This window comes from Pseudanabaena sp. FACHB-1998 (genome assembly GCF_014696355.1).
Classification (GTDB): Bacteria; Cyanobacteriota; Cyanobacteriia; order Pseudanabaenales; family Pseudanabaenaceae; genus Pseudanabaena.
Genome location: NZ_JACJQA010000009.1, coordinates 60,019 through 83,013 on the forward strand (window position 1 = coordinate 60,019; position 22,995 = coordinate 83,013).

A 22,995-nucleotide genomic window follows, 5' to 3' on the forward strand; every position below is an offset into this window, starting at 1 on the left:
ATCCCATGCACTAATAGCAATTAGAAGGAAATATCCCTTTCAGTCCATCGGTTACAATAACCAAAGAGGATGTAAGCTTTAATACAGCTTTAATACAATCTTGTAAAGTTGTAAAGTTTGTAAAGTTTGTAATCATTTTGTAGAGGGCAAGACGTGCCACAGGCTAAGCATTTGTTGATTGGCTCAACCCGAGCAGGTAGTGGTAAATCAGCAACAATTTTGGGATTAACGTATCACTTGCAAGCCAAAGGTTACAAAGTTGGTTATGGGAAACCGATTGGCACTTTTACGACCAAGGAATTACCCGAATCAGCCGAACGCAGTGAAGCTGATGTAGATTTTATTCGCCAGACTCTGAACTTACCACAGTCGCTGTTACGTCCCACTTTGCTCAATCTTGATCGTGCGGCTCTCCAGCGCCGTCTCTCAGGTGAAGATACTGCGGACTACAGCAATAAGCTTGATGAATATAAAACGATTATCGCTGGTGATTTAGTTCTTTTAGAAGCTCCAGCTAACACAGCCGAAGGCGCAATCTTTGGGCTTTCCTTAGAACAAATGGCAGATAAACTAGATGCACCTATTTTATTGGTCATGCGATTTGGCTCTCTATTGGTAGTCGATCACATCTTGATGGCAAAACAACGCTTTGGCGATCGCCTATTAGGAGTCGTAATTAATGATATTCCCGAAGATCAGTACGAAACCTCATTAGAAATATTACATCCCTATCTCGAAGAACAAGGAATTCCCGTATTTGCGTTAATGCCTGAAAATCGCACCTTAAGGAGTGTGAGCGTATCCGAACTGATCGAACAGCTTGGCGCAAATATCCTCTGCTGTCCTGAAAATATTGACCTCAGTAAAGTGATGGTTGAGGAATTAAAAATTGGGGCAATGGATGTTAACTCTGCTCAAAGTTATTTCCGCAAGTCCTACAACAAAGCGGTAATTACAGGTAGTAGCCGTATTGATTTACAATTTGCCGCGTTAGAGACTTCAACTAATTGCCTAATCCTGACGGGACGACCTTTTATTAGTGAAGATGTAGCCCATAAAGCGATGGAACTAGGTGTGCCAGTTCTTTCGGTTAACAAAGACACTTTAAGTACAGTTAGTATCATTGAAAGCTGTCTTGGACAAGTCCGTCTCCATGAAGGTATCAAGGTGACCAGTATTTGCGACATGATGTCTAAACATTTTAATTTTGATCGCTTCTTGAAGTTGATGAAAATTAAAGCTTTAACCACTGCTTAATCTTAAATATAAAAAAGCCTGCTCGTGAGCAGGCTTTTTTATATTTCTTGGAGAGTTTTCCATCCAGGTTGCCATAGCGATCGCCTTTGTAGAGCTTTAGCATTAAGCCAAAATCTCACAGAATCATCACAGGCAGCCTTAATTTCTGCAAAAACTAACTCCCCTTCATTTTTGCGATTGACGACTACAAAATGCCTCCATCCGAAGGTTTCTTGCATAGCTGTCCATTTTGAGCCAATTAAGTGGGGAAACTTTTGTTTTTTGGGCATAAACTTTCACAAAAAAATTGCCCTAGGCAATTTTTTTGTCAATCTTGTAAATCTAGTCAACATCGTCATCGTCGATATCGTCATCATCATCGTCGATGTAGCTAGCATCATCACCAAGCATTAATTCGCTTAATTCTTCAGCTTCATCATCAAACTTTAAGCTAGACTCAGTGCCTTCTCTAGCAATCAGGCGACCTGTAGATTCAAGCCAGTCCAAAATCGATACTTCTTGCTGGGTGGGAATGATCGCGGCTGGCTGATTGCGTCGTTGGACACGTAATGCGGGATTATTCATATTCTTTAAAAAATACCTAAAGTAGTTACCAATCAAGAAGGGCGCTTAGCCCCCTTCTCGATTTTCTAGAAACCTGCGGGTAAACCTAAGCCACCAGTCAGCTCTTCCATTTTTTGCTTCATTGTGCTAGTTGAAAGTTGATAGGCATCTTTGAGGGCAGCAAGTACTAAGTCTGACAAAACTTCTGCGCCTTCATTTAGGGCTTCAGGAGCAATTTCTACGCCCTGAGGTTCTTGGTTGCCACTTAAAGTTACTTTAACTAATCCACCGCCTGATTCACCAGTTAGACGTAGTTGGTCTAATTCTTCTTGTAACTTTTTAGCGCCTTCTTGAATTTGCTGCGCTTTTTGGAAGGCTTCTTTCATTTTGCCTAAACCAAAGCCAAATCCTTTTCCGTCTGACATAGCAGTATCAGTTTTATCCTAAGTTTTCCTGTACATTATGTCACTAATCTGCACGATTCGGTAAGTACGGTCATCTAGATATCCGTCCACAGACGCGCATCTACAAATCTAGATATATGTTTGACATTTGTAGTTGCCACAATAACCTCGTAGCCTTGCTGCACTTGTAACAAGGCTTGAGCCGCTAAAATCACATCCCCATCTAATGATTTCGGATCAGCCGTTGCTTGTCCACTTTGTCTCACCTCTGCCCATAACTTTGCGGCATAGATCATGACAGATGTAGTAATTGGTAAATAAATGATTTCATTTTTTAATCGGTCTAAACGTTGAAGCCCTTTCAATTTGTTAGCCCGTATTAACTCCCGTCTTAGCTCATAATCGGCAATTTCAGGAATTGCTACCTTATAACCTCTTGGTTCTAGAGTACTGAGCCACTTTAAACAATCTTGATTAGTTTTAGGGTTAGTTACCTTACCTAAAACACCTGTATCTAGTAGGACAAGTAGCTTCATGCAGGTATCGGTCGATGGGACAATGTTCCATTGTTAAGGGCATTCCGAAGATAATTCCAAGTTTCCTCTTGCTCGTTTGGGTCTTCTATATCTTCTGCTAGCCATTCTTCCGCTAATTTCGCCAAGCCTTGGCTTTGATTATTTCTTATTCTCAAGGGATCTTGATCATCTATCCTAGAGATGATGTTTGCAAAGTAGCTATCTAGCTCGGTAACAATATCAGGATTTTTGAGTAGCGGTACAGCCAACCTCTGGATTTGTCGGACTACGGTAATTAGAAATTGAATTTGTAAGGATTGGCTTGGGCTTTGTACAGATTTTAGGCTCAATTGTTCTAGGACTAATGCATCCGTACCGATGAGCGCGTAAGTAAGATAGCGCAAAATATTTTTGCAGTCGCTGGATATATCGGTTAGAAATTCTAGAGTAATCGATTCTTGGTTAATAGCTTCCCTTGTCCCCGTGATCGTGGTTTCTTGAGTAGCCGCTAAGATAGCTTCTTGGACTATTTTTTTCGCAGTAACTGTAAGTATCTGGACGAATTCTAAGATTTCTCTTAATCGCAATAAAGATCCATCAGTATTGAATGTGTCCATAAATGAATTGGTATTAACATTAATGGCTAATTCAGTAACTGATGCAATAGTTGGTTCAGATGTGATCATTGCAATATTTTGCATGGCTTTGTCCCTCATCTGTTTGTACTTAGTGCGCTTAGCCATGATGCTAACACAGCCCATGATGCTATGTACTAGCTGTAAATTCTTGACTAAAATCTTTGATTTTTTTGAATTTGTAAAAGTCCATAATTGCGCCCCAGATGGCTGTGCCTGTTTCAGGATCGACTCCCCGATCGCCACTCCAAAATTCATCAGCACTAACCTCGAAACCTAAAACAACTTGACGCGATTCATTTAAATATTGAAAACAACATTTCGCATCTTTAGGCATTTCGGCTTTGTAGCGACCATTGGCAAAGAAAACATCTAGTGAGCAACCAGCGAGAGGTTCGATGTCATTAATGGTGATTTGATTGAGGCGATCGCGATCGCGTCCAGCCCCAGTCCATGCACTCGGATCTTTAAATCCCCAATATTTCACTTGAATTTTGTCCTCATTTTCTACAAATTGCAAAATACGCTGACGATAGGGGCGATCGAGAATCAAGGCATTAGCCTGTTCGGCAAAGATAGCAGGGCTGCCCAAAAGGTTAGACGAAATGGGACGTTGCCACCAAACTAAATTTACAAACCAGACAGGTTGATCTACGGATTGCTCTTGATTGCTAAATTCTCCTGTCATCCATGAGGTAAGAGTTAACAGATTTTGGGAAATATTCATGGATCTTGGTTGGTTAAGACGTAAGTATAAAAAGTTAGATTCAAGAAGAAAGTCATGAAAAGTCTACAATTGTTTACACAGTTTTTATTTTAACTACGACAAAATGAAAACTTAAAACTCTTACTAGGCTTGACTTTCTGTTTTTAAATAAATTTGTATTCATTATGACATAGGTCAATAATGCTAAAATTATTAACCAATCAGAGAAAATGTAGCTTATAATACAAATATAAGTTTAGATATATGAATTGAGATAAGACTATGAAAACTCCTCGTGAAAGTCAACCCAAAAGTAATTACCGCGATCGCCAAAGATTTGAAGACGAACTAAAGGGTAATGAACCTGAAAATCATCTACATCAAAATTATCGTCATTGGGCATGGTTGCCAAAACCTAAATAAATAATAAGCAAATAAAAAAGGCTCCCGAAGGGAGCCTTTTTTTATTTGGGTTAATTTATCTAGCCCAGTAAATCACTTTCTTTTCAATCGCCACAAACATGGCATAGAGCATCACGCCTAGAATCGCAAGGGCAATTAGCGCCGCAAAAGCTAGGGGAACATTAAAGTCTGATGCAGCTTGGACGATCAAATATCCTAAACCAGCATTAGAGGCGATCGACTCCGCAATTACAGCTCCGATAAAGGAAAACGAAACAGCAATTTTTAGAGAGGCAAATACATAGGGTAATGTATGGGGCCAGCCGACTTTTTGGAAAATCTCAAAGTCCGACGCACCCAAAGCATACAAAACATCCTTCATTTCTGGCTCAATTGTCTCTAGCCCCAGAGCGACGTTAACGGCGATCGGGAAAAAGGCAAGTAAAAAAGCCGTAACGATCGCAGGAATTGCATTTGCCCCAAACCATACAGCTAGCAAGGGAACCAGTGCTGATTTAGGAATGGTATTAAAGGCGACTAGTAAAGGATAAAAAGTCAAATAGATAAATCGGGAATAGCCAATCAAAAAACCTAAAACTACACCGACTAAACTAGCGATCGCAAAGCCTGCAAAAGTCGTCCAAACAGTTCGGAGAGAATTCTCCAAAAGCTGTGGCGCGAATTTGATATAGGCTTCAATAATTTTTGAAGGTGCAGGTAAGTTAAAGGGCTGGATTTTAAATATCCATACCGCAGCTTCCCAAAGTAAGAATAAAACGATCGTTGCGATCGACGGAAGAATAATTGTTGCCGACTTGGTGTTTAGGAAAGCTTCAAAATTAAATTTTTTAGGTGCTTTTCTCGCATCATCAACAGTTGCCTGCATATATATTCCTCACATTAATTTTTATGAATATGACGGCGTAATTCAGCAGCCAAATGTGCGAATTCATCACTAAGACACATTTCGAGAGTGCGCGGACGAGGCAAATCGATTTTCTGCATGAAAGCGATTTCGCTAGGACGAGGACTCATCACGTACACCGTATCTGATAAAAATACAGCCTCACGCAAATCGTGGGTAATCAAAATCCCCACACATTGAGCCTGCATCCACAGATCCTGCAACATGACCCACATTTCCTCACGGGTAAATGCATCCAACGCTCCAAAAGGCTCATCCAACAATAGAATCTCAGGCTTATGGATAAGCGATCGACAAAGAGAGGCTCTTTGACGCATACCACCAGATAATTGCCAAGGAAATTGTTGTTGGAAGTCTTTTAAACCAACTGCACTCAGCAGCTTTTGGGCGGTATCCACATAATGAGCATGATTAACTTTGAAATCACGCTTATAGGGATGCACAACTTCCAGAGGCAGCAACACATTATCAATGGTGCGCCGCCAAGGAAGCAATACAGGGTTTTGGAAGGCGATACCTACATTCTTAAGCGGCTTGACAACAGCCTGTCCATGACAGCGCAATTCACCAATTTTTGTAGGACTCAGACCTGAAACCATTCGTAAAATGGAAGTCTTACCACATCCGCTTGGACCAACAAAAGATACAAACTCCCCGGGCTTGATGTTAAGGGTGATTTCTTTAATGATCGTACGCATAGAATCGCCAAATGGATATTCCAAACCGATTTTGTCAAATTCTAGCAAGGGCATAGAAGGAGCTTCGGTTTCCGAATCTGTGGATGTGAGAGGCTGTACCATTTTGTAATTTAGGGGCTAAAGAATTATTGCAATGGTTTGCGATCGCTCGCAGGAGGAACCAATCTCTTGTCTTTAGAAGGTAAAAACTTATCAGTGTAAAGATCAGCAGCCGTAACTGGTTTGAGCTTAAAGCCTTCAACGGTTTGAGCAATGCTCTTTTCTAAACGCTTAGGATCAGCACCACCAAAGCCCGAAGCTTCAAGTTCTGGAGTAACGTACATCCGCTCGATCGCCAACTTTAAGCGGAGTTTCTCAGCTTCGCGATCCATTAGCTTACTTTGATCAGTAGCGACAACTAGATCAAGGGCTGCACTGGGGTCTTTGACTACTTCCTGCATTCCACGGAAATAGGCTCTTAAGAAAGCTTTGATCGCATCGGGACTCTTATCCGCAAAAGCTTGCTTAACCAAAATGCCATTGCCATAGAAATCCAATCCAAATTCGTCGTAGAAGAAAATTTGGATGTCATCCATAGTTTTTCCGCCCTTAATCAAGGAAGGAATAACGGATGTATAGAATCCGCTCACAGCATCAACTTTACCTTGCAACAAGAAGGTTTCTCGAAGCTTTGGCTCCATCGTTTCCCAAGTTACGGAATCAGGAGCAATCTTCACTTCCTTTGCAAAAAGTGGGAATAGTTTGCGAGGACCATCGCCCGCAGGTGCACCCAACTTTTTACCAACTAAATCCGCAGGGGTTTTAATGCCGTTAGCTTTAAAAGTAACGATAGAAAAAGGAGCTTTGTTTTGATAGAAGGCAACGGCAATGATTTTATCATTAGGATTTTTGTCGTTGAATTCCATCGCGTTGTAAACATCACTAAAAGCCATGTCATACTTGCCAGTTCCCAGCTTACTGATGGTATCCGCATTACCAAAACCACGCTCATAGGAAACATCTAGCCCTTCTTCTGCAAAATATCCCTTTTCAATCGCCCAAATTAGAGGAGCATCAAGACTTTGTTTTAAGAAGGGGAGCTGGACGCGAATGCTTTGCTTACTTTGCTTGTCTGGACTGGTAGCTGTTTGGGTTGTAGTTGCAGTAGGTGCTGAAGACTTATCGGCAGAAGTCGTATTTGTACTTGGCGGAGCAGAGTTACAAGCCGCAAGAATTGCTGTCGAAGCAGCAACTAAGAGGATTTGATGTAATTGTTTCTGAAAAATATGACGCATTATTGCTCTGCAATGTGAAATATGTATACTGTATACAAAACCAACCTGTATTTAAGTTGAGTAGAAGAGAAGTTTCTGTATACATAAATACAAAGAAAAATGCAGAGGAATTTAGCGAATTTGGCGATCGCTTTATACCAAAGCCCAAAATAGCCTAGCCATTTTGGGCTTTTAAAATCTTTACGGGGTTTGGATTTAATTCACGAAATGGAGAAACTTATAGAGAATGAATTACATTTGTTACTACGCCCCAAATATGGAAATCAGTATGCTCGTCAATTTCTATGGGACTAAAATTTTTGTTCTCAGGCATTAGCCACAACTTCTCTCGATCTCTATGAATTCGCTTCACCGTTAAATCGCCATTGATAACCGCAATTACAACTTGTCCATTTGTAACTTCTAACGAGCGATCGACAATTAACATATCATTGGGATGGATACCTACATCTTTCATCGATTCCCCAACTACGCGCACTAAAAATGTAGTGTCGGGATGTTTCACTAGATGACGATTAAGATCGATATTATCGTCAATGTAATCTTCAGTAAGGGTAGGTAAGCCCGCCGCCACAGGATTGAGATATAACGGGAGGCTTACTCGCATTTTACGCTCAGGTCTAAAAATTGATTGAACTGTGGTTCCTAATTCTATTGGCTCTATGGATTCACTCTTTTTCGATAAAGCTGCTAAAACCTCGCCCGTCTCTACGGGGTCACTTTTGTTAGACAACGCTGCTAAAATCTCGTCAGCAATTCGGATGGGTAATCTTACGGCTTTAGTCGCTTCGCCATATTTGCCCGTACCCTGTGGGCGACCTGCTCCTGTGCGTTTTCCTCCTCGTGGCATATAACTTTCTCCTAAGTTGCTTTCACTGTTGATTTCCCTACTGCTTTGCCAAAAGAGCGTTGTCACATTTTTGGGAATTGGCGTAAAAGCGTGAATAATGTACGTTTATCATAAGATTATACGCAAAAATTACGTTTTAAAACATTAAAATTTAGAAATTAAACCCCAAAGAGTAATAGAGGTCTATCCCAACTCTATTACTCTTCGGGGTTGTTGATTTTTGCAAATAGCTTCGGGCAATATCCAAGCGAATCATGTAACATCAGAAACATATTGCGATCGCTATTACAGGTCTTTGCACCAAAGAAAAACCGATTTTTTTGCCCAATGCATCACAAATTTGAGTTTGGACTTTAACTAGCTAGGATTTCGTCGAATTTTAGCCAGTTGGTATAAGTGAAAGAATTATAAATACGATATTGATTATAAATGGTACAAGATGCAAGATCGAAGAGAGTCCCAACAGGCTATGGATCGAGAAGTTGTGGATCAGGAAAAGGAAGTAAGCAAAAAATTAAAATTTGCCAAGAATAGTGGTTTTCAGGCTGAGTTAAGGCGAAGAGTTGACGAACTTTTCCAAAACAGCAATCTCAAAGAGCGGGATTGTCCGCAAATGTATACTAAGACTGCAATTCTGTTACTTGGCTTTTTTGGTGTTTATGCAGCCTTGCTATTTTTAGCGCTAACTTGGTGGCAAGTTGTGCCTTTATGTATTTTGCTTGGGGTGATTACCGCAGGAATTGGATTTAGTATTCAGCATGATGGCGCACACCATGCCTATTCCAATTCTCTCTGGGTAAATAAACTAATGGCGATGAGTCTCGATCTCATTGGTGCTAGTTCCTATATTTGGCATTGGAAGCATGATGTTATTCATCATACCTATACGAATATTGCTGGCTATGATATGGATTTGGAGGTAGGGATTTTTGGGCGGCTTTCTCCTACTCATCCCCGATTAACCTTTCATCGGTGGCAGCATTACTATCTTTGGATTTTGTATGGTTTTTTAGCGATTAAGTGGCATTTTTACGATGATTTTAATTGCTTTATCACTGGTAAGATTGGCGATCGCTTCTATCCCAGACCCAAACGTAGCAATCTAGCTATATTTCTGGTGGGTAAGCTGGTATTCCTGAATATTGCCTTGATTATTCCTTCATTGTTTCATCCGTTCTGGTTGGTTTTAGCTAGCTATGGCTTAGTTGCTTTTACCTTAGGAATTGTCCTTAGCGTAGTCTTCCAATTGGCGCATGTGGTGTTAGAAGCACAATTTCCTGTTCCTGCGGAAAACTCTAGTGTAATTGAGAAAGATTGGGCGATTCACCAAATTGAGACTACGGTAAATTTCTCTCGTCACAATCCTTTTGTGACTTGGTTATTAGGCGGCTTAAATTTTCAAGTTGAGCATCATTTATTCCCCAATATTTGCCACATTAATTATCCCGAAATTTCTAAGGTAGTTGAGCAAACTTGCCAAGAATTTGGCGTTAAATATAATTATCATCGGTCTTTCTGGGCAGGGTGTATTTCCCACTTCCACTGGTTAAGGCGAATGGGTGTATCTTAACCAACCTTAAAACAAAAAAAGCTAAAACTGTTGCAAAGCAACAGTTTTAGCTTTTTTTGTTTTGCTTTAAGAGTGAGCGCTTGCGCTCTTTTGATTTAATAACTATCGGTTTTACTAACAGTTGTATTAATTAATTGCTGATTAGCTTGATTGAGGCGATCGGCGATCGCTTCACGTACACCACAGTCTATATGAGAGTCGGCAAGAACATCCTGCGCCATCTCTCGATATTCGGCACTAGTAGTAAGATCTACTTGATCCAGTTTGTTGAGGTTTTCATAGATAGTCTCAGGAGAAACCGAAACATTGCTTGCCATAATTTATTCCTTAAGTTAATACAGACAAGGGGCTTAAGCCCCTTGTTTAGAAATTTTTTGCTGAAATCGATTTAGGGTAAATCGGTATCACCCATCAAAAAGCGATCGCATTCACGGGCTGCTCCACGTCCTTCATTAATTGCCCAGACGATCAGACTTTGACCGCGACGGCAATCTCCCGCCGCAAACACTTTGGGAATAGTAGTTGTAAATTGACCGTGATTAGCTTTGACATTGCTACGGGGATCGCGTTCCACACCAAGCGAATCAAGCAAAGGTTGCTCAGGACCAAGGAAGCCCATTGCTAATAGCACTAATTGAGCAGGAATCACCTTCTCAGTACCAGCTACATGTTTGGGAATGAACTGACCTTTTTCATTGCGTTCCCATTGCACTTGAACGGTGTGAACAGCTTTAACCTGACCGTTTTCGTCTCCTTCGATCTTAGTTGCAGTGGTGATATAAGCTCGCGGATCGTCACCAAACTTAGCACTCGCCTCTTCCTGTCCGTAGTCCATCTTGTAGACTTTCGGCCATTCTGGCCAAGGATTGTCCTTAGCGCGAGTTTCGGGGGGCTTGGGCATAATTTCTAACTGGACGACGCTAGTGCAACCATGACGGATCGACGTACCTACGCAGTCCGTGCCTGTGTCGCCACCACCGATAATGACCACATCCTTGCCTTGAGCAGAAATGAAGTTTTCCCCTGCTTGACCATCGAGAACTGCCTTGGTATTGGCGGTGAGGAATTCCATTGCAAAATGAATACCCTTGAGTTCGCGACCTTCAATGCTGAGATCACGGGGTTTGGTTGCACCTGTGCAAAGAACTACCGCATCAAATTCATTAAGTAGGGTTTCCGTAGGGAGATCTTTACCAATTTCTGTATTGCAGACAAATTTTACGCCTTCTTGTTCAAGGACGTTTAGGCGGCGCATGACCACTTTCTGCTTATCCAATTTCATGTTGGGAATGCCATACATTAACAATCCCCCTAGGCGATCGGCGCGTTCATAGACGGTTACCCAATGCCCTGCTTTATTTAATTGAGCCGCCGCACTTAGTCCTGCGGGACCTGAACCGATCACGGCAACTTTTTTGCCCGTGCGTTTTGCTGGTGGCTCGGGAACGATCCAGCCTTCTTCCCATCCTTTATCAATGATGGAATATTCGATATTCTTGATCGTTACGGGAGGATTGGTGATCCCCAATACACAGGAACCTTCGCAGGGGGCAGGACAGACGCGCCCTGTGAATTCGGGGAAGTTGTTGGTTTTGTGGAGGCGATCAAGAGCCTCACGCCATAGTCCTCGATATACGAGATCGTTCCATTCGGGAATAAGGTTATTGACTGGGCAGCCGCTTGCCATACCACTGATGAGATTGCCAGTATGACAAAAGGGCGTGCCGCAATCCATACATCTTGCCCCCTGATTGCGGAGTTTATCATCGGGCATATGTAAGTGAAATTCATCCCAATTTCTGATGCGATCGCTTGGTGGTGTTTCTGTTGGTGCTTCTCGGAGGTACTCAATAAATCCTGTCGGTTTTCCCATTTCTTTTCGCTTCTATTTCGTTTCTACGTTTTATCAAATATAGGTATTACGCATCGAGTGATATGGCGCGAGCGAAGCCCGCGCCATATCACTCAAAACCCAATAAATTCGTTAGCTTTGCGTAAGTCCTAAAATACCCTATAGAGTATTTTTAAACTGCTTCTCTTGTTCTGGGCATATTTTACGGGTTTCCTTAATATTAGTTAACGTTTTAACTCTAAAGAGAAAGGCGGCGCTTTGCGCCGCCTTTCTCTTTGGAGCTTATTCTGGTTTATGGTGCTTGTGCCAATGATGGGCTATATCAATACGGCGACAGAGCCAAACGCGATCGCGACTTTGCACATAATCAAGAAACTTGGCTAGAGCCGCCGCCCTTCCTGCTCTACCGACTAAGCGGCAATGTAAGCCGATGCTCATCATTTTTGGGGATGTGTCGCCTTCGGCATAGAGAACATCAAAGGCATCACGCAAATAGGCAAAAAACTGATCGCCCGAATTGAAGCCTTGCGGGGTGGCAAAGCGCATATCGTTATTGTCGAGGGTGTAGGGAATGATCAGATGCGGTTTGCCATATTCATAATTCCAATAGGGCAGATCGTCGGCATAGCTGTCGGAATCGTAGAGGAATCCGCCTTCCTCCACCACTAAGCGACGTGTATGTTCGCTAGTACGCCCTGTATACCAGCCTAAGGGACGGGAGCCTGTGACTCTGGTATGAATAGCGATCGCCTTTTGTAGGTGTTCGCGTTCTTGTTCAGGGGAAAAATATTTATAATCAATCCACCGATAGCCATGACTAGCGATTTCCCAATCGGCTTCGAGCATGGCGGCTACGGCTTCGGGATTACGTTCGAGCGCCATCGCAATACCGTAAATAGTCACAGGAATATGGCGATCGCAAAACATCCGATATAGCCGCCAGAAACCTGCCCGACTACCATATTCATAACAAGATTCCATATTCATATGGCGCAAGCCTTGAAATGGAACTGCGCCCACTATTTCCGATAGAAAGGTTTCTGAGGCTGTATCGCCATGCAGTAAGCAGGTTTCGCCGCCTTCTTCGTAATTAATTACAAATTGAACGGCGATTTTGGCGTTGTTTTTCCATTTGGCATCTGGGGTAAATTGTCCATAGCCAATCATGTCTCTGGGGTAGGTCATATTCAGAAATTAGTAATTGGTAAAAATTTTGAATGATGCGGCGTTGCCGCATCATTCAAATTGGCTCCACTGCTAAAAGCAACCGCCATCTGGCAATTTCGATGATTTCAGCGATCGCTTGTTGTTGTTCAGCTTCTTTAGAATTTTCAAGCCTTTGTCCAAAGGCTTGAAGAATGCTATCTTTTGTATGGTTGCGGACGGCAATGATAAAGGGGAAAGAGAACTTGTTTTTGTAGGCTTGGTTGAGTTGCTGAAAGTGAGTATATTCAGTGGCGGATAGGCGATCTAAGCCGACAGTGGATTGCTCTTGGACTGAGGCTTCCGCCATTTTGAACTTTGCGCCCAGATCGGGGTGAGCGCAGATCAGCTTTAACTGGGCGGCTTCATCCATGCTCTTGACGATCGCTGCCATGCTTTGATGCAGTTGTGGAACATTCTCAAAGGGACGGGCTAACCAAGCTTGGTGGGCGATTTCAGGAGTATTTTCAAAGATGGAACCAAGAGCTGCGGTGAACTCCGATTGGCTCATCTGATTAAGGGTGGCGATCGCGTACATCAATGTAAAGGACCTCCGCTAATAATTTTGCCGATCGCTTGGGTCACTTCTAAGGGGCTTTCGGTGGCTAGTTGGCTATACCATTTCTGAGTAACTTCAGGATCTTTGCCATGAATTGTCTCCGCACGATTACGCGCTTTGTTCACAATGTCGGTAATGCGGACTTTGCGCTCATTTTCATAGCGTCTAAGGGCATCGGTCACACTCACATTCGTGGAAATTAAATAATTGGCTAATACCCACGCATCCTCGATCGCTTGACATCCGCCTTGTCCCAGATCTGGGCAAGTAGCGTGGGCGGCATCACCTAACAAAGCTACGCGCCCCTTCACTAATCGAGAAATGGGCCCCACATCATGGATTTCTACACGGGCGACGGTTTCAGGGACAAGGCGATCGATCACTAACTGAACTGGCTCCGCCCAACCTTGAAAATGTTCCTTTAACTCTTGGCGATAAGTACTGACATCATTCGGCGTTCCTTTGGGCAAAGGAACATCAAAAAAGAAGTAGAAGCGATCGCCTGCAAGGGGCATCACCGAGGCGCGTTTATGTTCACCGACATAGATCGACCACATATCCACAGGTGCAATGTCATTGCTCATAGGAACTAGTCCGTTCCAATTGACATAACCTGCATATTTTGGTTCTACGGATTCACCCAGAATGTATTGCCGCAATAGGGAACGCACTCCATCCGCCGCAATCAAGAGATCGCCCGTAGTGGAACTACCATCTTCAAATTTAGCGGTCACATTCTGAAAGCTATCCAGAATTCCAATGCACTTAGCGCCCAGAGTGAGCTTGCCACCAGCAGAGATAAAGGCATCTAAGAGAATATTTTGTAAGTCGCGACGAGCGACGGGGTAGGGACGTTGACCGACGGAATCGACCAAGGGTTTTAAGGAAATACGGTTGAGCAGCGTACCCGATAGGTGTCGGTACTCCATCTGGTTCATTTGTCCGCCAATTTCAGCTAGTTTTTTGTCTAAGCCAAGGCGGTTAAGTACTTTAACTCCATTTGACCAAAGGGAAATGCCTGAGCCAATGGGACGTAGCTCCCTAACGCGATCGTGTATTTCTACTTCATAACCCGCTTGTCGTAAGGCAATTCCAGTAGTGAGTCCGCCAATTCCTGCTCCTATTACAATTGCTTTTAAGCCATGCATCGCAACAAACCTATATATCCTGCATACAGTATACACCGATCTAAACTATGGCAAGAAAATGAATGGCAGCGCAAAGCGCTGCCATTCATTTTCTTGCCATATAGCACTTCCCACCCAAAAAGCGAGTGGCGGCGCAACTCGTCTTCTGGTTTTGTGTCCTAGCAAGAATGGCAACAGCTATAAAACTAAAAATGGCTACGCCATTTTTAGTTTTGGTATTAGTGCGGATACGGATAAGATTGTGAAGTTCTCTAGCGATTATCTCCTATGGACTTTAAAAGCATTATTCGCGATATTCCTGATTTTCCACAGCAAGGCATCATTTTTCGAGATATTACGCCACTATTAGCTCATCCCCAAGGGCTTACGGAGATTTCTAAGGGTTTTCAGGCAAAATTTGCCGACTTAAATATTGGGGCGATCGATGCGGTAATTGGCATCGAGTCGCGGGGATTTATTCTCGGCGCACCCTTGGCGATGCTTTTAGGCTGTAGCTTTGTGCCAGTGCGTAAGCCCAAGAAATTACCTTCAGCAGTTTTTCGGGTGGAATATGCTTTGGAATATGGGACGGATGCTTTGGAGATCCATCAAGATGCGATCGCCGCAGGTAAGCGAGTAATTATTATTGATGATGTAATTGCGACGGGTGGCACGGCGGCGGCTACAGCAAAGTTAGTTGAGCAAACTGGCGCGGAGCTAGTAGGTTATGGCTTTTTAATTGAGCTAGATTTTCTCAATGGTAGAAAAGCTTTGCCTGATGTGCCGATTGTTTCGTTAGTGAATTATTAAAAAAGGCGGCGCAGTGCGCCGCCTTTTTTTAACTTTGCGATCGCTTCACCAGTCGAAAGCCGTAAAACAAGATTTAGCGATCTAGACCTTCAAGAAAATATCTAGCCTAAATCTTAGTGTGGCGGTAGCATAGTATATCTAAGCTAAATCTAAGATTTAGTCCATCCAAGATTGGGATCAATAAATGTCTGAACCTTTGCAAGATTTTGTTAACTTCCATTCCACTTTAAAGGGGGATGAAAAATCAGAATCTCAAATATTTTTAGATAGATTTTTTCAAGCTTTTCATCACAAGGGCGCGATCGAGGCGGGGGCAGTGTATGAGCAAAGGGTTAAAAAGGGTAGTACTAAGGGCAAGACTGGCTTTGCAGATTTAGTGTGGAAACGTCCTGAGAGTAATGGTAAGGGCGGCGTTTTGATTGAGATGAAAAAGCGAGGGGAAGATCTCAATAAGCATTACTCCCAAGCTTTTCAATATTGGACGTACTTAGTACCCGATCGCCCTAGATATGTAATCCTTTGCAATTTTGATGAATTTTGGATCTATGACTTTAATCTCCAAGTTGATACGCCTGTAGATATGGTAGCGATCGCAGATCTACCCAATAGAGCCGGTGCGTTTCGGTTCATGGAGATCGCGGTCAATACAACTCCTGTATTTAGAAATAACCAAGTTGAAATTACAGTTAATACAGCGAAGCGTTTGGGTGAATTATATAAACTCCTCAAAGCCAGAGCTAATAAAGATGGATTTACACAAGATGGGTTTACCGAGTTAAGCGCTCAAAAGTTTATTTTGCAATGTGTATTAGCAATGTTTGCCGAGGATCGGGGACTATTGCCTAATGATATCTTTGTGACTTTTGTCCAAGAATGTCTCAAGGGTGCAAGTACCTACGATTTGCTTGGGGGACTATTTGCAAAAATGAACCGTCAAGAAATTCCACCCGCAGGGCGTTATAAGGGTGTGGCTTATTTTAATGGCGGATTGTTTTCAGAAGTTTATCCGATTGAGTTAAATCACGAAGAATTAAAGATTTTGGATGTTGTGGCTAGAGAGAATTGGAGTAAGATTCGACCTGCGATTTTTGGCAGTATTTTTGAATCTACATCTGACACGGAAGAGCGACATGCAACGGGAATGCACTTTACCTCAGAAGTTGACATCATGAAAATTGTTGTGCCAACGATTACCACTTATTGGGAAGAAAAAATTGATGCGGCTAATGCGATCGACGAGCTTCATGCCTTGCAACTAGAACTCCAAAGTTATCGTGTTTTAGATCCTGCCTGCGGTTCTGGAAATTTTCTCTACCTTGCGTATCAAGAACTTAAACGCATTGAAGTAATGTTGATTGATAAAATGATCGCGACCCAAAGATCAGACCAAGTCCCCATTGGTTTGGTTACACCCAATCAATTTTTTGGGATCGATATCAATCCATTTGCGGTGGAGTTAGCAAGGGTGACTTTAACAATTGCTCGCAAAGTAGCGATTGATCGCCATGGACTGATTGAACCAGCCTTACCGTTAGATACTCTTGATCAAAATATTGTGCGTCGGGATGCCTTGATTGCTAAATGGGGAGAGGCAGATACGATCATTGGTAATCCACCGTTTTTAGGCGGCAAAAAACTACGCCAAGAATTAGGTGATAAGTATGTAAAGAAAATTCAGCAACGCTTTCCTGATGTGCAAGGACAGCCAGATTTTTGCGTATTTTGGTTTAGAAAAGCCCATGACGCACTGAGTGAAAATGGTAGAGCAGGGCTAGTGGGGACAAATTCGATCGCCCAAGTTTCAGGGAGGAAAGCAAGTCTAGATTATGTGGTCAACAATGGTGGATTTATTCACAATGCCGTTTCAACACAGGAATGGTCTGGTGAAGCGGCTGTCCATGTGAGCATCGTTAACTGGGCAAAACAACCGCAAAGGCAAAATTTTCTGGATGGTGAACCAGTGCCATTTATTTATTCATCTCTCAAAACGGAAATTCCTGTTGATGGTTCAGAAAGACTCACTGAGAACAAATCTATCTCATTTGAATCCTGCGCTCTCGGTGGTAAAGGATTTATTATTTCACAAGAACAAGCCGAAGAATGGATCAAGATCGATTCTAGAAACCGCAATGTGTTAAAGCCGATGCTTGATGGGAAAGGACTAATCAATCCCAATTCAAAACTTAATTGGGTGATTGATTTTAATGATATGTCTTTAGAAGAGGCATCTGACTATAAATTGCCATTCCAACGAGTAAGAGAACTGGTAAAACCGCAAAAAGATGTTAATCGCAGCAAATTATCTCAGACTTACTGGTGGCGGTTTCGGCGATATAGTCCTGCGATGCGAGAAGCCTTAAAGGGTTTGACTTGCTATTTCGCTGTACCCAAAATTTCTAAATGGGCAATATTTACACCTGTAGATATTGCCATACTTCCCTGCGAAGCCAATATGGTGATTGCTTCTGATGATTTTTATGTCTTAGGTATCCTCACATCAAAGTTACATCGTATATGGGTAAAATCTCAAAGTTCAACTCTTAAAGGGGATACACGCTATACCAATACAACCTGCTTCGAGACATTCCCATTTCCGCAAAATAAAATCAGTCCTCTAGTCGCAAAAATCCGCGCCGCCATGCAAGAGCTACATCAATATCGCACTGAGCAAATGGAGAGTAAACAATGGGGCATTACCAAACTTTATAACGAATATTTTCACGAACCTGCTAGCCAACTCTATAAACTCCATGCCAAGCTCGACAAACTGGTAATGCAAATTTACGGCTTTAGCGACAGTGACGACCTATTAGAGAAGCTATTGCAACTTAATCAAGCGATCGCCGCACAAGAAAAAAATTCTAACCAATAGAAGCGGTCTGAAGTACCGTTTCTATTGGTGTTTAAACTAGCCGATCGCTATAGGCGATCACAAAAGTCGAGATTGTAATTATCAAAATCAATGGATAGACAATCCATGAAGCGATATTTAGATATTTAAAGGCTTTTTTATGTCCATCTTTGTCCAGTTTTGTGCCGATTACGGTGACCAAAATCGGGAATAAACAGAGACAGAAATAAACATAAAACACATATTCCATCGCTACGGTGTAGCCAACTTCAGGAAGTTGATTGTTAAAGGAGAGTAACAACACAATTCCTGATAGCAATGCCGAGGCGGGAGCCATTGTGCGTGGCACAAACATCGTATAGGGGAAGAATAGGCAGCAGTAGGTTAAAAGCGAAAGCAAGATCAAGGGCAAAACATTCTTAGAGAGAAATACTAAGGTTTTGCGCTGGAAAGTCATGCGAATACTCAAACCGGGGTATTCAATTTGAGCATTGGATTGAAATAAATCGGGATCGCCTTGAGTGGAAGTACTCCGCGAGGAATCTTGGAAGTAGGTAATATTTTTAAAATTCCACAGTTGCAGTCCTTGAAATGGTTTACGCTCTTCAGCTTCAGGTCTGGGTAGTTTTAAGCCAACCTTATCGATCGCATAAACCAGTCGCTCTGTAGACAAATTGGGATTATCAAAGCGTAGATTCAACCTTTGCGAGTCAAAGGGATAATCGCGAAAATCGAAGGCATTACGGAATTCGCCCCGCACCCGATAGAGGCGATAGTTTAAGCCATTGACGACCTGTGCCTTGATCGGAGCTTTGCCATCAAATACGGGAGCCGTGGGGTTAACGCTATTGGTAACCGCGTCAGGAAATTGAATTTCGGTAGGTTCATCGCCGCCGCTATAGCGGAACCATACATAAAAATCGGCGGTAAAGGTGGACTTATCAATCCGATTTAGCTTATTGATATCCATTCCCGCATAAACTACGCGCTGCCGCCAAAAGTATTGATCGCCCGATTGGACAATACTTCCCGATTGCAGTTCCTTTGGTAAATTTAAGCGTTCAGGATTAGCGATCGGCGTAAATTGTTGAGAAGCAGAAATCAGCTTTTGGTTTTGGAACTGGGCAAGGCGCACAGGTTGGTCGCTATTGCGATCGCTATTAAAATACAGCAAACCCGTTAAGCCTCTAATCCCAACCTTGCGATTATTTAGCGCCGCCAAAGCTTCGCGCACCTGTTCGCGATCGCCTTCTATGTTTGTGCCTTTAGGATTAACTTTACGAATCGCGTCCACTGCGGCGATCGCTACCTCATAAAACTTCGCTCCTAAATATGAAGGAGTCTTGCTATAGGCTTTTTGATAGGAGGTCAAGAAATCCTGAGCATCGGCTCCTGCGCTATCAAACAGGATCGGCAAAGGTACATACATCCCGTCGGTAAAGAATCCTGCATTTTTCTTTTCTTCATCATATTTTTCAAAGCGTTTAGCAAAATTTTCTCGACCGAGAGCCTGCTCACCTAAAATCAAATTCTTTAAACCTTTTTGTTTGAGAGCTACCAAGAAATCTTCAGCAACCTCTTCCTTAGATAAAGTTAAAAACAAAATTCCCGCTTCAGGTTCCGCCGCAATTTCATTAACGATTTGTTGAACTGAGGCTTTGCGATTATTGGTTTCCGAGTCGATCGCCCAAATCTTTTGAATTTTGCCATTCCCATTGGCTTCAAAGGCGGATTTAATTACCTCAGACTGCGCTTGTTCATTTTTACTTGCTTTGTCGTAAATCACACTCGCAGTTTTAATCTGCAATACCTGCTGGGCATAGATTGATAGGGTTTTAGCAAGGGCAGGATTGGTATAAATCATCCGAAAATAGTACGGGCGATCGCTAGTAACTTTAGGATTATTCGCTGTTCCCGTAATCGCTGGTAATTTTTTGTCTTGATAGATGCTACCCGCCGCGATCGAGGCATCGGAGGAACGATGTCCTAAAACTACAAGAGCCTCACTTTTGGCAATGTCGTTCGCAACTTGAGTTGCCCCATCCACATTCCCCTTATCATCAAAAATATTTAATTTAAGCTGACGACCATTGATTCCCCCATCTCGATTAGTCGCATCAATATATAACTTGATGCTATCGACGATTTCTTGCCCACCACTAGCGCCATCACCGCTTAGAGGTGCAGCAACCGCGATCGCGATCGCCTTATCATCAGCGTTAGAGGCTTGCGGGGACAAGCTATGTAACCCCAAGACGATCAAGATAGTCGTCAAAGCGATCGCCCAAAACCTTACAACTGCCTTACCCATGAATCTACAGCCGTCCTAATAAAAATTGCAGAGAAAATTGCAGAGAAAACCTATCAGAATTCAATCACAGCGCTTTGCGCTCCAACCCAAATCAAGAAATATTTTAAAAGTGTTGCAAAGCCACGCTTTTAAAATATTTCCTGTGGTTCCTGCGATTAGCAATTGCTATAAAACTCTCTCGCAATTTTAGAGCTATGAGCTACAGTCAAAACACACAAATTGAGTCAAACCATAAAGAAAGAGATGCCACGCTTTGCGCGGCATCTCTTTTCTTGGAGGATAGTTATAAAAGAAAAGGACTGCTGCTAGAGCAATCCTTTTCTTTTAGTTGAGGGCGAATGATGGGAATTGAACCCACGAATGGTGGTACCACAAACCACTGCCTTAACCACTTGGCTACACTCGCCATTCATCGGAAATATATATTATTACAAGTTTAGGCGTTTAGGCAAGTACTTTTTAAAAGTTTTCTAAAATTCAGTCTCTATTTCAGTTATATAGCAATGTAAGTTTTGCTTAGGATATAAAACCCAAAAAGCGAGTTGCGGCGCTTCGCGCCGCAACTCGCTTTTTGGGTTTTGAGTTACAGAACCGAAAGATATCTCAATTTATTGTAGCTATGCTATATCTAGTAGCGATCGCCAGTAATCACTAATAGGCGATCGCCCAAACCAAACCCAATTTTACTTTTTGAGGGTGCGTTAAACAGGACGACAGTAATTAATAGCCATCTATCTCCTTGTCGGATGTTTATTCTGCATTGGCTTAATTATCACGATCATTTTCGAGAAATTAGACAACAGATCTCTGAAGATGAGGCTTTTGCGATGGAAATGAAGGCTAAAACGACTTCTCTTTTGCAACAAAAGTTGAAGGAGCGTTATGGGGGAGTCAATTAGGTTTTAAACTGCTAACATATCAGCAACGGACTCCTTAGACATAAAGCGGCGAAAGTCTAGAATTTCAACTAGAACCAGTTTATCGTCTGGTGAATAATGCAAAATTACTTGACCATCTTCTTCTGCGTAGGCGATCGCATCATTAGAAATTTCAATCAAGAGCGCATCAACATCTTTGCTATAGCTAATCTTTTTCATATGGTATTCAACGATTTTTATAAACCTCTCGCCTATGCTTGCATTGCAACAGCAAAACAGTTTCGTCTTTGTCGATAATTTCATAACGAACCCGATAGTCACCGATTCTAATCCGATATTCATTCTCATAACCTTTTAGTTTGGTTACACCGTCAGGACGTGGATCTTCGGATAGTTGTGATATTTTGCTGTAAACCCTAGTTTTGATGTCATTAGGAAGATTGTCTAAATCTTTTTGGATAGACTTGGTGACGATAATTGTGTAAGTCATGACTATTTTTGAGTAAGGTACTGATGAAACGTAATGTATTCACCTTGTCTATACTCTTCGCGTACTTGCTGAATTTTCGCAGCTGTTTCATCGTCCTCTAGCCAGTCTTGCTCTTCAGCTTGGGCGATCGCCTCATCAAGAATTAACCAGAGTTGATGCTTCTCCTCTAGGCTGAGCGCGTTAACTGACTCAATGGCGGCGTGTAATGCTTGGGTCATAATTGACACCCTTAAATTTTTAACTTACTGCCTATTTTACTCAGGTATTAACTGTTTAACGTCATCTGGCTAGATTTTGAGGAGTTTGATTTTGATCTGGGAGGTGTTAACGCCTGAAGATATGGTTGGTAATTTAGAATATTTGTAAGTTATTCTTAATGTCTAACATTTTTACTGTAAATTTCATATAATCGCCCAAACCTCAACCCAATTTTTTCCTTTTACCCTTTTACTTTTTTCTTGAAATCATGTTGCCATCGGAACTAGAAGAACTTATTGAACAGGCGGCGCGGGAGGAGTGGGAAGAACTCGATCTGTCGGGAAAGGGGATTGAGGTATTGCCAGCGATAATTGCTAAATGTAGAAGTTTAAAGAGGTTGATTTTAGGAAAAATTACTGAGAGAAAATATTATTTGTCTGGTCTAGGTTGGGTTACTGAGCGAAAGGTTTTAGGTAATCCTCTCAAGACTTTACCAACTGAAATCGCAGAATTAACCAATCTCCAATCCCTTGACCTTAGCTACAACAGTCTCAGCGAGATTCCAGACTCGATTACAAGGTTAACCAATCTCCAATCCCTTGACCTTAGCAACAACAGTCTCAGCGAGATTCCAGACTCGATTACAAGGTTAACCAATCTCCAATCCCTTTACCTTAGCAACACCCGTCTCAGCGAGATTCCAGACTCGATTACAAGGTTAACCAATCTCCAATCCCTTGACCTTAGCTACAACAGTCTCAGCGAGATTCCAGACTCGATTACAAGGTTAACCAATCTCCAATCCCTTTACCTTAGCAACACCCGTCTCAGCGAGATTCCAGACTCGATTACAAGGTTAACCAATCTCCAATCCCTTGACCTTAGCTACAACAGTCTCAGCGAGATTCCAGACTCGATTACAAGGTTAACCAATCTC

25 protein-coding genes and 1 tRNA gene are annotated in these 22,995 nt (G+C 42.3%); 6 read left to right on the forward strand and 20 right to left on the reverse strand.

The genetic code is table 11. The features are described from left to right. Positions 1-153: 153 nt before the first annotated feature. The gene (locus tag H6F42_RS04775) at positions 154-1,257 is read left to right on the forward strand and encodes a DRTGG domain-containing protein (RefSeq protein ID WP_190398218.1); all 1,104 of its coding nucleotides are present in this window, start codon (positions 154-156) and stop codon (positions 1,255-1,257) included. A 38-nt stretch (positions 1,258-1,295) separates the two neighbouring features. Here H6F42_RS04775 and H6F42_RS04780 read toward each other — a convergent pair whose 3' ends face one another. The 6 genes from H6F42_RS04780 to H6F42_RS04805 form a co-directional block, all read right to left on the reverse strand. Then, the gene (locus H6F42_RS04780) at positions 1,296-1,526 is read right to left on the reverse strand and encodes a TIGR02450 family Trp-rich protein (protein WP_190398219.1); all 231 of its coding nucleotides are present in this window, start codon (positions 1,524-1,526) and stop codon (positions 1,296-1,298) included. Positions 1,527-1,578: 52 nt separating this feature from the next. Then, positions 1,579-1,821 carry a DUF3134 domain-containing protein gene (locus H6F42_RS04785; protein WP_190398220.1) on the reverse strand — a complete coding sequence of 81 codons (243 nt, stop codon included), beginning with the start codon at positions 1,819-1,821 and terminating at the stop codon, positions 1,579-1,581. A gap of 65 nt (positions 1,822-1,886) precedes the next feature. Beyond that, positions 1,887-2,225, reverse strand: a complete 339-nt coding sequence (locus tag H6F42_RS04790) for a YbaB/EbfC family nucleoid-associated protein (RefSeq protein WP_190398221.1) — start codon at positions 2,223-2,225, stop codon at positions 1,887-1,889. 74 nt (positions 2,226-2,299) lie between these two features. Further along, complete coding sequence (locus H6F42_RS04795) at positions 2,300-2,740, reverse strand: PIN domain-containing protein (protein ID WP_190398222.1); 441 nt, start codon at positions 2,738-2,740, stop codon at positions 2,300-2,302. After that, positions 2,737-3,420 (reverse strand): hypothetical protein, encoded by a 684-nt coding sequence (locus tag H6F42_RS04800; protein WP_190398223.1) that lies wholly within the window; start codon positions 3,418-3,420, stop codon positions 2,737-2,739. Before H6F42_RS04800 ends, H6F42_RS04795 begins: the two co-directional genes overlap by 4 nt. A gap of 64 nt (positions 3,421-3,484) precedes the next feature. Further along, entirely contained in the window at positions 3,485-4,081 is a 597-nt protein-coding gene (locus tag H6F42_RS04805; RefSeq protein WP_190398224.1) for a chromophore lyase CpcT/CpeT, read from the reverse strand. A 261-nt stretch (positions 4,082-4,342) separates the two neighbouring features. Here H6F42_RS04805 and H6F42_RS04810 point away from each other — a divergent pair, with 261 nt between their 5' ends. After that, positions 4,343-4,483, forward strand: coding sequence for a hypothetical protein (locus H6F42_RS04810; protein ID WP_190398225.1), 141 nt, complete (start codon positions 4,343-4,345; stop codon positions 4,481-4,483). Positions 4,484-4,538: 55 nt separating this feature from the next. On the opposite strand, the gene H6F42_RS04815 is transcribed toward H6F42_RS04810, so the two are convergent. The 4 genes from H6F42_RS04815 to umuD form a co-directional block, all read right to left on the reverse strand. Next, entirely contained in the window at positions 4,539-5,348 is an 810-nt protein-coding gene (locus H6F42_RS04815; RefSeq protein ID WP_190398226.1) for an ABC transporter permease, read from the reverse strand. Between the two features lie 14 nt (positions 5,349-5,362). Next, positions 5,363-6,187 carry an ABC transporter ATP-binding protein gene (locus H6F42_RS04820; RefSeq protein WP_190398227.1) on the reverse strand — a complete coding sequence of 275 codons (825 nt, stop codon included), beginning with the start codon at positions 6,185-6,187 and terminating at the stop codon, positions 5,363-5,365. Positions 6,188-6,210: 23 nt separating this feature from the next. Continuing rightward, positions 6,211-7,359 carry an ABC transporter substrate-binding protein gene (locus H6F42_RS04825; RefSeq protein ID WP_190398228.1) on the reverse strand — a complete coding sequence of 383 codons (1,149 nt, stop codon included), beginning with the start codon at positions 7,357-7,359 and terminating at the stop codon, positions 6,211-6,213. A 217-nt stretch (positions 7,360-7,576) separates the two neighbouring features. After that, a complete protein-coding gene (gene umuD / locus H6F42_RS04830) occupies positions 7,577-8,209 on the reverse strand; it encodes a translesion error-prone DNA polymerase V autoproteolytic subunit (protein WP_190398229.1) in 633 nt (210 codons plus the stop codon). A 439-nt stretch (positions 8,210-8,648) separates the two neighbouring features. On the opposite strand from umuD, the gene H6F42_RS04835 reads away from it, so the two are divergent. Beyond that, positions 8,649-9,779 (forward strand): acyl-CoA desaturase, encoded by a 1,131-nt coding sequence (locus H6F42_RS04835; RefSeq protein WP_190398230.1) that lies wholly within the window; start codon positions 8,649-8,651, stop codon positions 9,777-9,779. Between the two features lie 95 nt (positions 9,780-9,874). On the opposite strand, the gene H6F42_RS04840 is transcribed toward H6F42_RS04835, so the two are convergent. The 5 genes from H6F42_RS04840 to hpxO form a co-directional block, all read right to left on the reverse strand. Then, on the reverse strand, positions 9,875-10,096 hold the full coding sequence (locus H6F42_RS04840; protein ID WP_190398231.1) for a hypothetical protein: 222 nt from the start codon (positions 10,094-10,096) through the stop codon (positions 9,875-9,877). Positions 10,097-10,167: 71 nt separating this feature from the next. After that, complete coding sequence (locus H6F42_RS04845) at positions 10,168-11,652, reverse strand: glutamate synthase subunit beta (protein WP_190398232.1); 1,485 nt, start codon at positions 11,650-11,652, stop codon at positions 10,168-10,170. Between the two features lie 261 nt (positions 11,653-11,913). Continuing rightward, positions 11,914-12,822, reverse strand: coding sequence for an allantoinase PuuE (gene puuE / locus H6F42_RS04850; protein ID WP_190398248.1), 909 nt, complete (start codon positions 12,820-12,822; stop codon positions 11,914-11,916). Between the two features lie 49 nt (positions 12,823-12,871). After that, positions 12,872-13,375, reverse strand: a complete 504-nt coding sequence (gene uraD / locus H6F42_RS04855; protein ID WP_347272286.1) for a 2-oxo-4-hydroxy-4-carboxy-5-ureidoimidazoline decarboxylase — start codon at positions 13,373-13,375, stop codon at positions 12,872-12,874. Beyond that, positions 13,372-14,541, reverse strand: coding sequence for an FAD-dependent urate hydroxylase HpxO (gene hpxO / locus H6F42_RS04860; RefSeq protein ID WP_190398233.1), 1,170 nt, complete (start codon positions 14,539-14,541; stop codon positions 13,372-13,374). The genes uraD and hpxO overlap by 4 nt, the downstream gene beginning before the upstream one ends. Positions 14,542-14,808: 267 nt before the next feature. Here hpxO and H6F42_RS04865 point away from each other — a divergent pair, with 267 nt between their 5' ends. Next, complete coding sequence (locus H6F42_RS04865) at positions 14,809-15,330, forward strand: adenine phosphoribosyltransferase (protein WP_190398234.1); 522 nt, start codon at positions 14,809-14,811, stop codon at positions 15,328-15,330. A 184-nt stretch (positions 15,331-15,514) separates the two neighbouring features. Continuing rightward, entirely contained in the window at positions 15,515-18,202 is a 2,688-nt protein-coding gene (locus H6F42_RS04870; RefSeq protein ID WP_190398235.1) for a DNA methyltransferase, read from the forward strand. Positions 18,203-18,233: 31 nt separating this feature from the next. On the opposite strand, the gene H6F42_RS04875 is transcribed toward H6F42_RS04870, so the two are convergent. The 5 genes from H6F42_RS04875 to H6F42_RS04895 form a co-directional block, all read right to left on the reverse strand. Beyond that, positions 18,234-20,492 (reverse strand): ABC transporter substrate-binding protein, encoded by a 2,259-nt coding sequence (locus H6F42_RS04875; protein ID WP_190398236.1) that lies wholly within the window; start codon positions 20,490-20,492, stop codon positions 18,234-18,236. Between the two features lie 333 nt (positions 20,493-20,825). Then, positions 20,826-20,898: transfer RNA gene (locus H6F42_RS04880), tRNA-His, on the reverse strand. A 496-nt stretch (positions 20,899-21,394) separates the two neighbouring features. Next, on the reverse strand, positions 21,395-21,589 hold the full coding sequence (locus H6F42_RS04885; protein ID WP_190398237.1) for a DUF2283 domain-containing protein: 195 nt from the start codon (positions 21,587-21,589) through the stop codon (positions 21,395-21,397). 7 nt (positions 21,590-21,596) lie between these two features. Beyond that, the gene (locus H6F42_RS04890; protein ID WP_190398238.1) at positions 21,597-21,860 is read right to left on the reverse strand and encodes a type II toxin-antitoxin system RelE/ParE family toxin; all 264 of its coding nucleotides are present in this window, start codon (positions 21,858-21,860) and stop codon (positions 21,597-21,599) included. A gap of 2 nt (positions 21,861-21,862) precedes the next feature. Continuing rightward, positions 21,863-22,078, reverse strand: coding sequence for a hypothetical protein (locus H6F42_RS04895; RefSeq protein ID WP_190398239.1), 216 nt, complete (start codon positions 22,076-22,078; stop codon positions 21,863-21,865). 248 nt (positions 22,079-22,326) lie between these two features. Between H6F42_RS04895 and H6F42_RS04900 the strand changes: the two genes are divergently transcribed. After that, positions 22,327-22,995 (forward strand): leucine-rich repeat domain-containing protein (locus tag H6F42_RS04900; protein WP_190398240.1); only part of this gene is annotated, 669 nt, incomplete at its 3' end.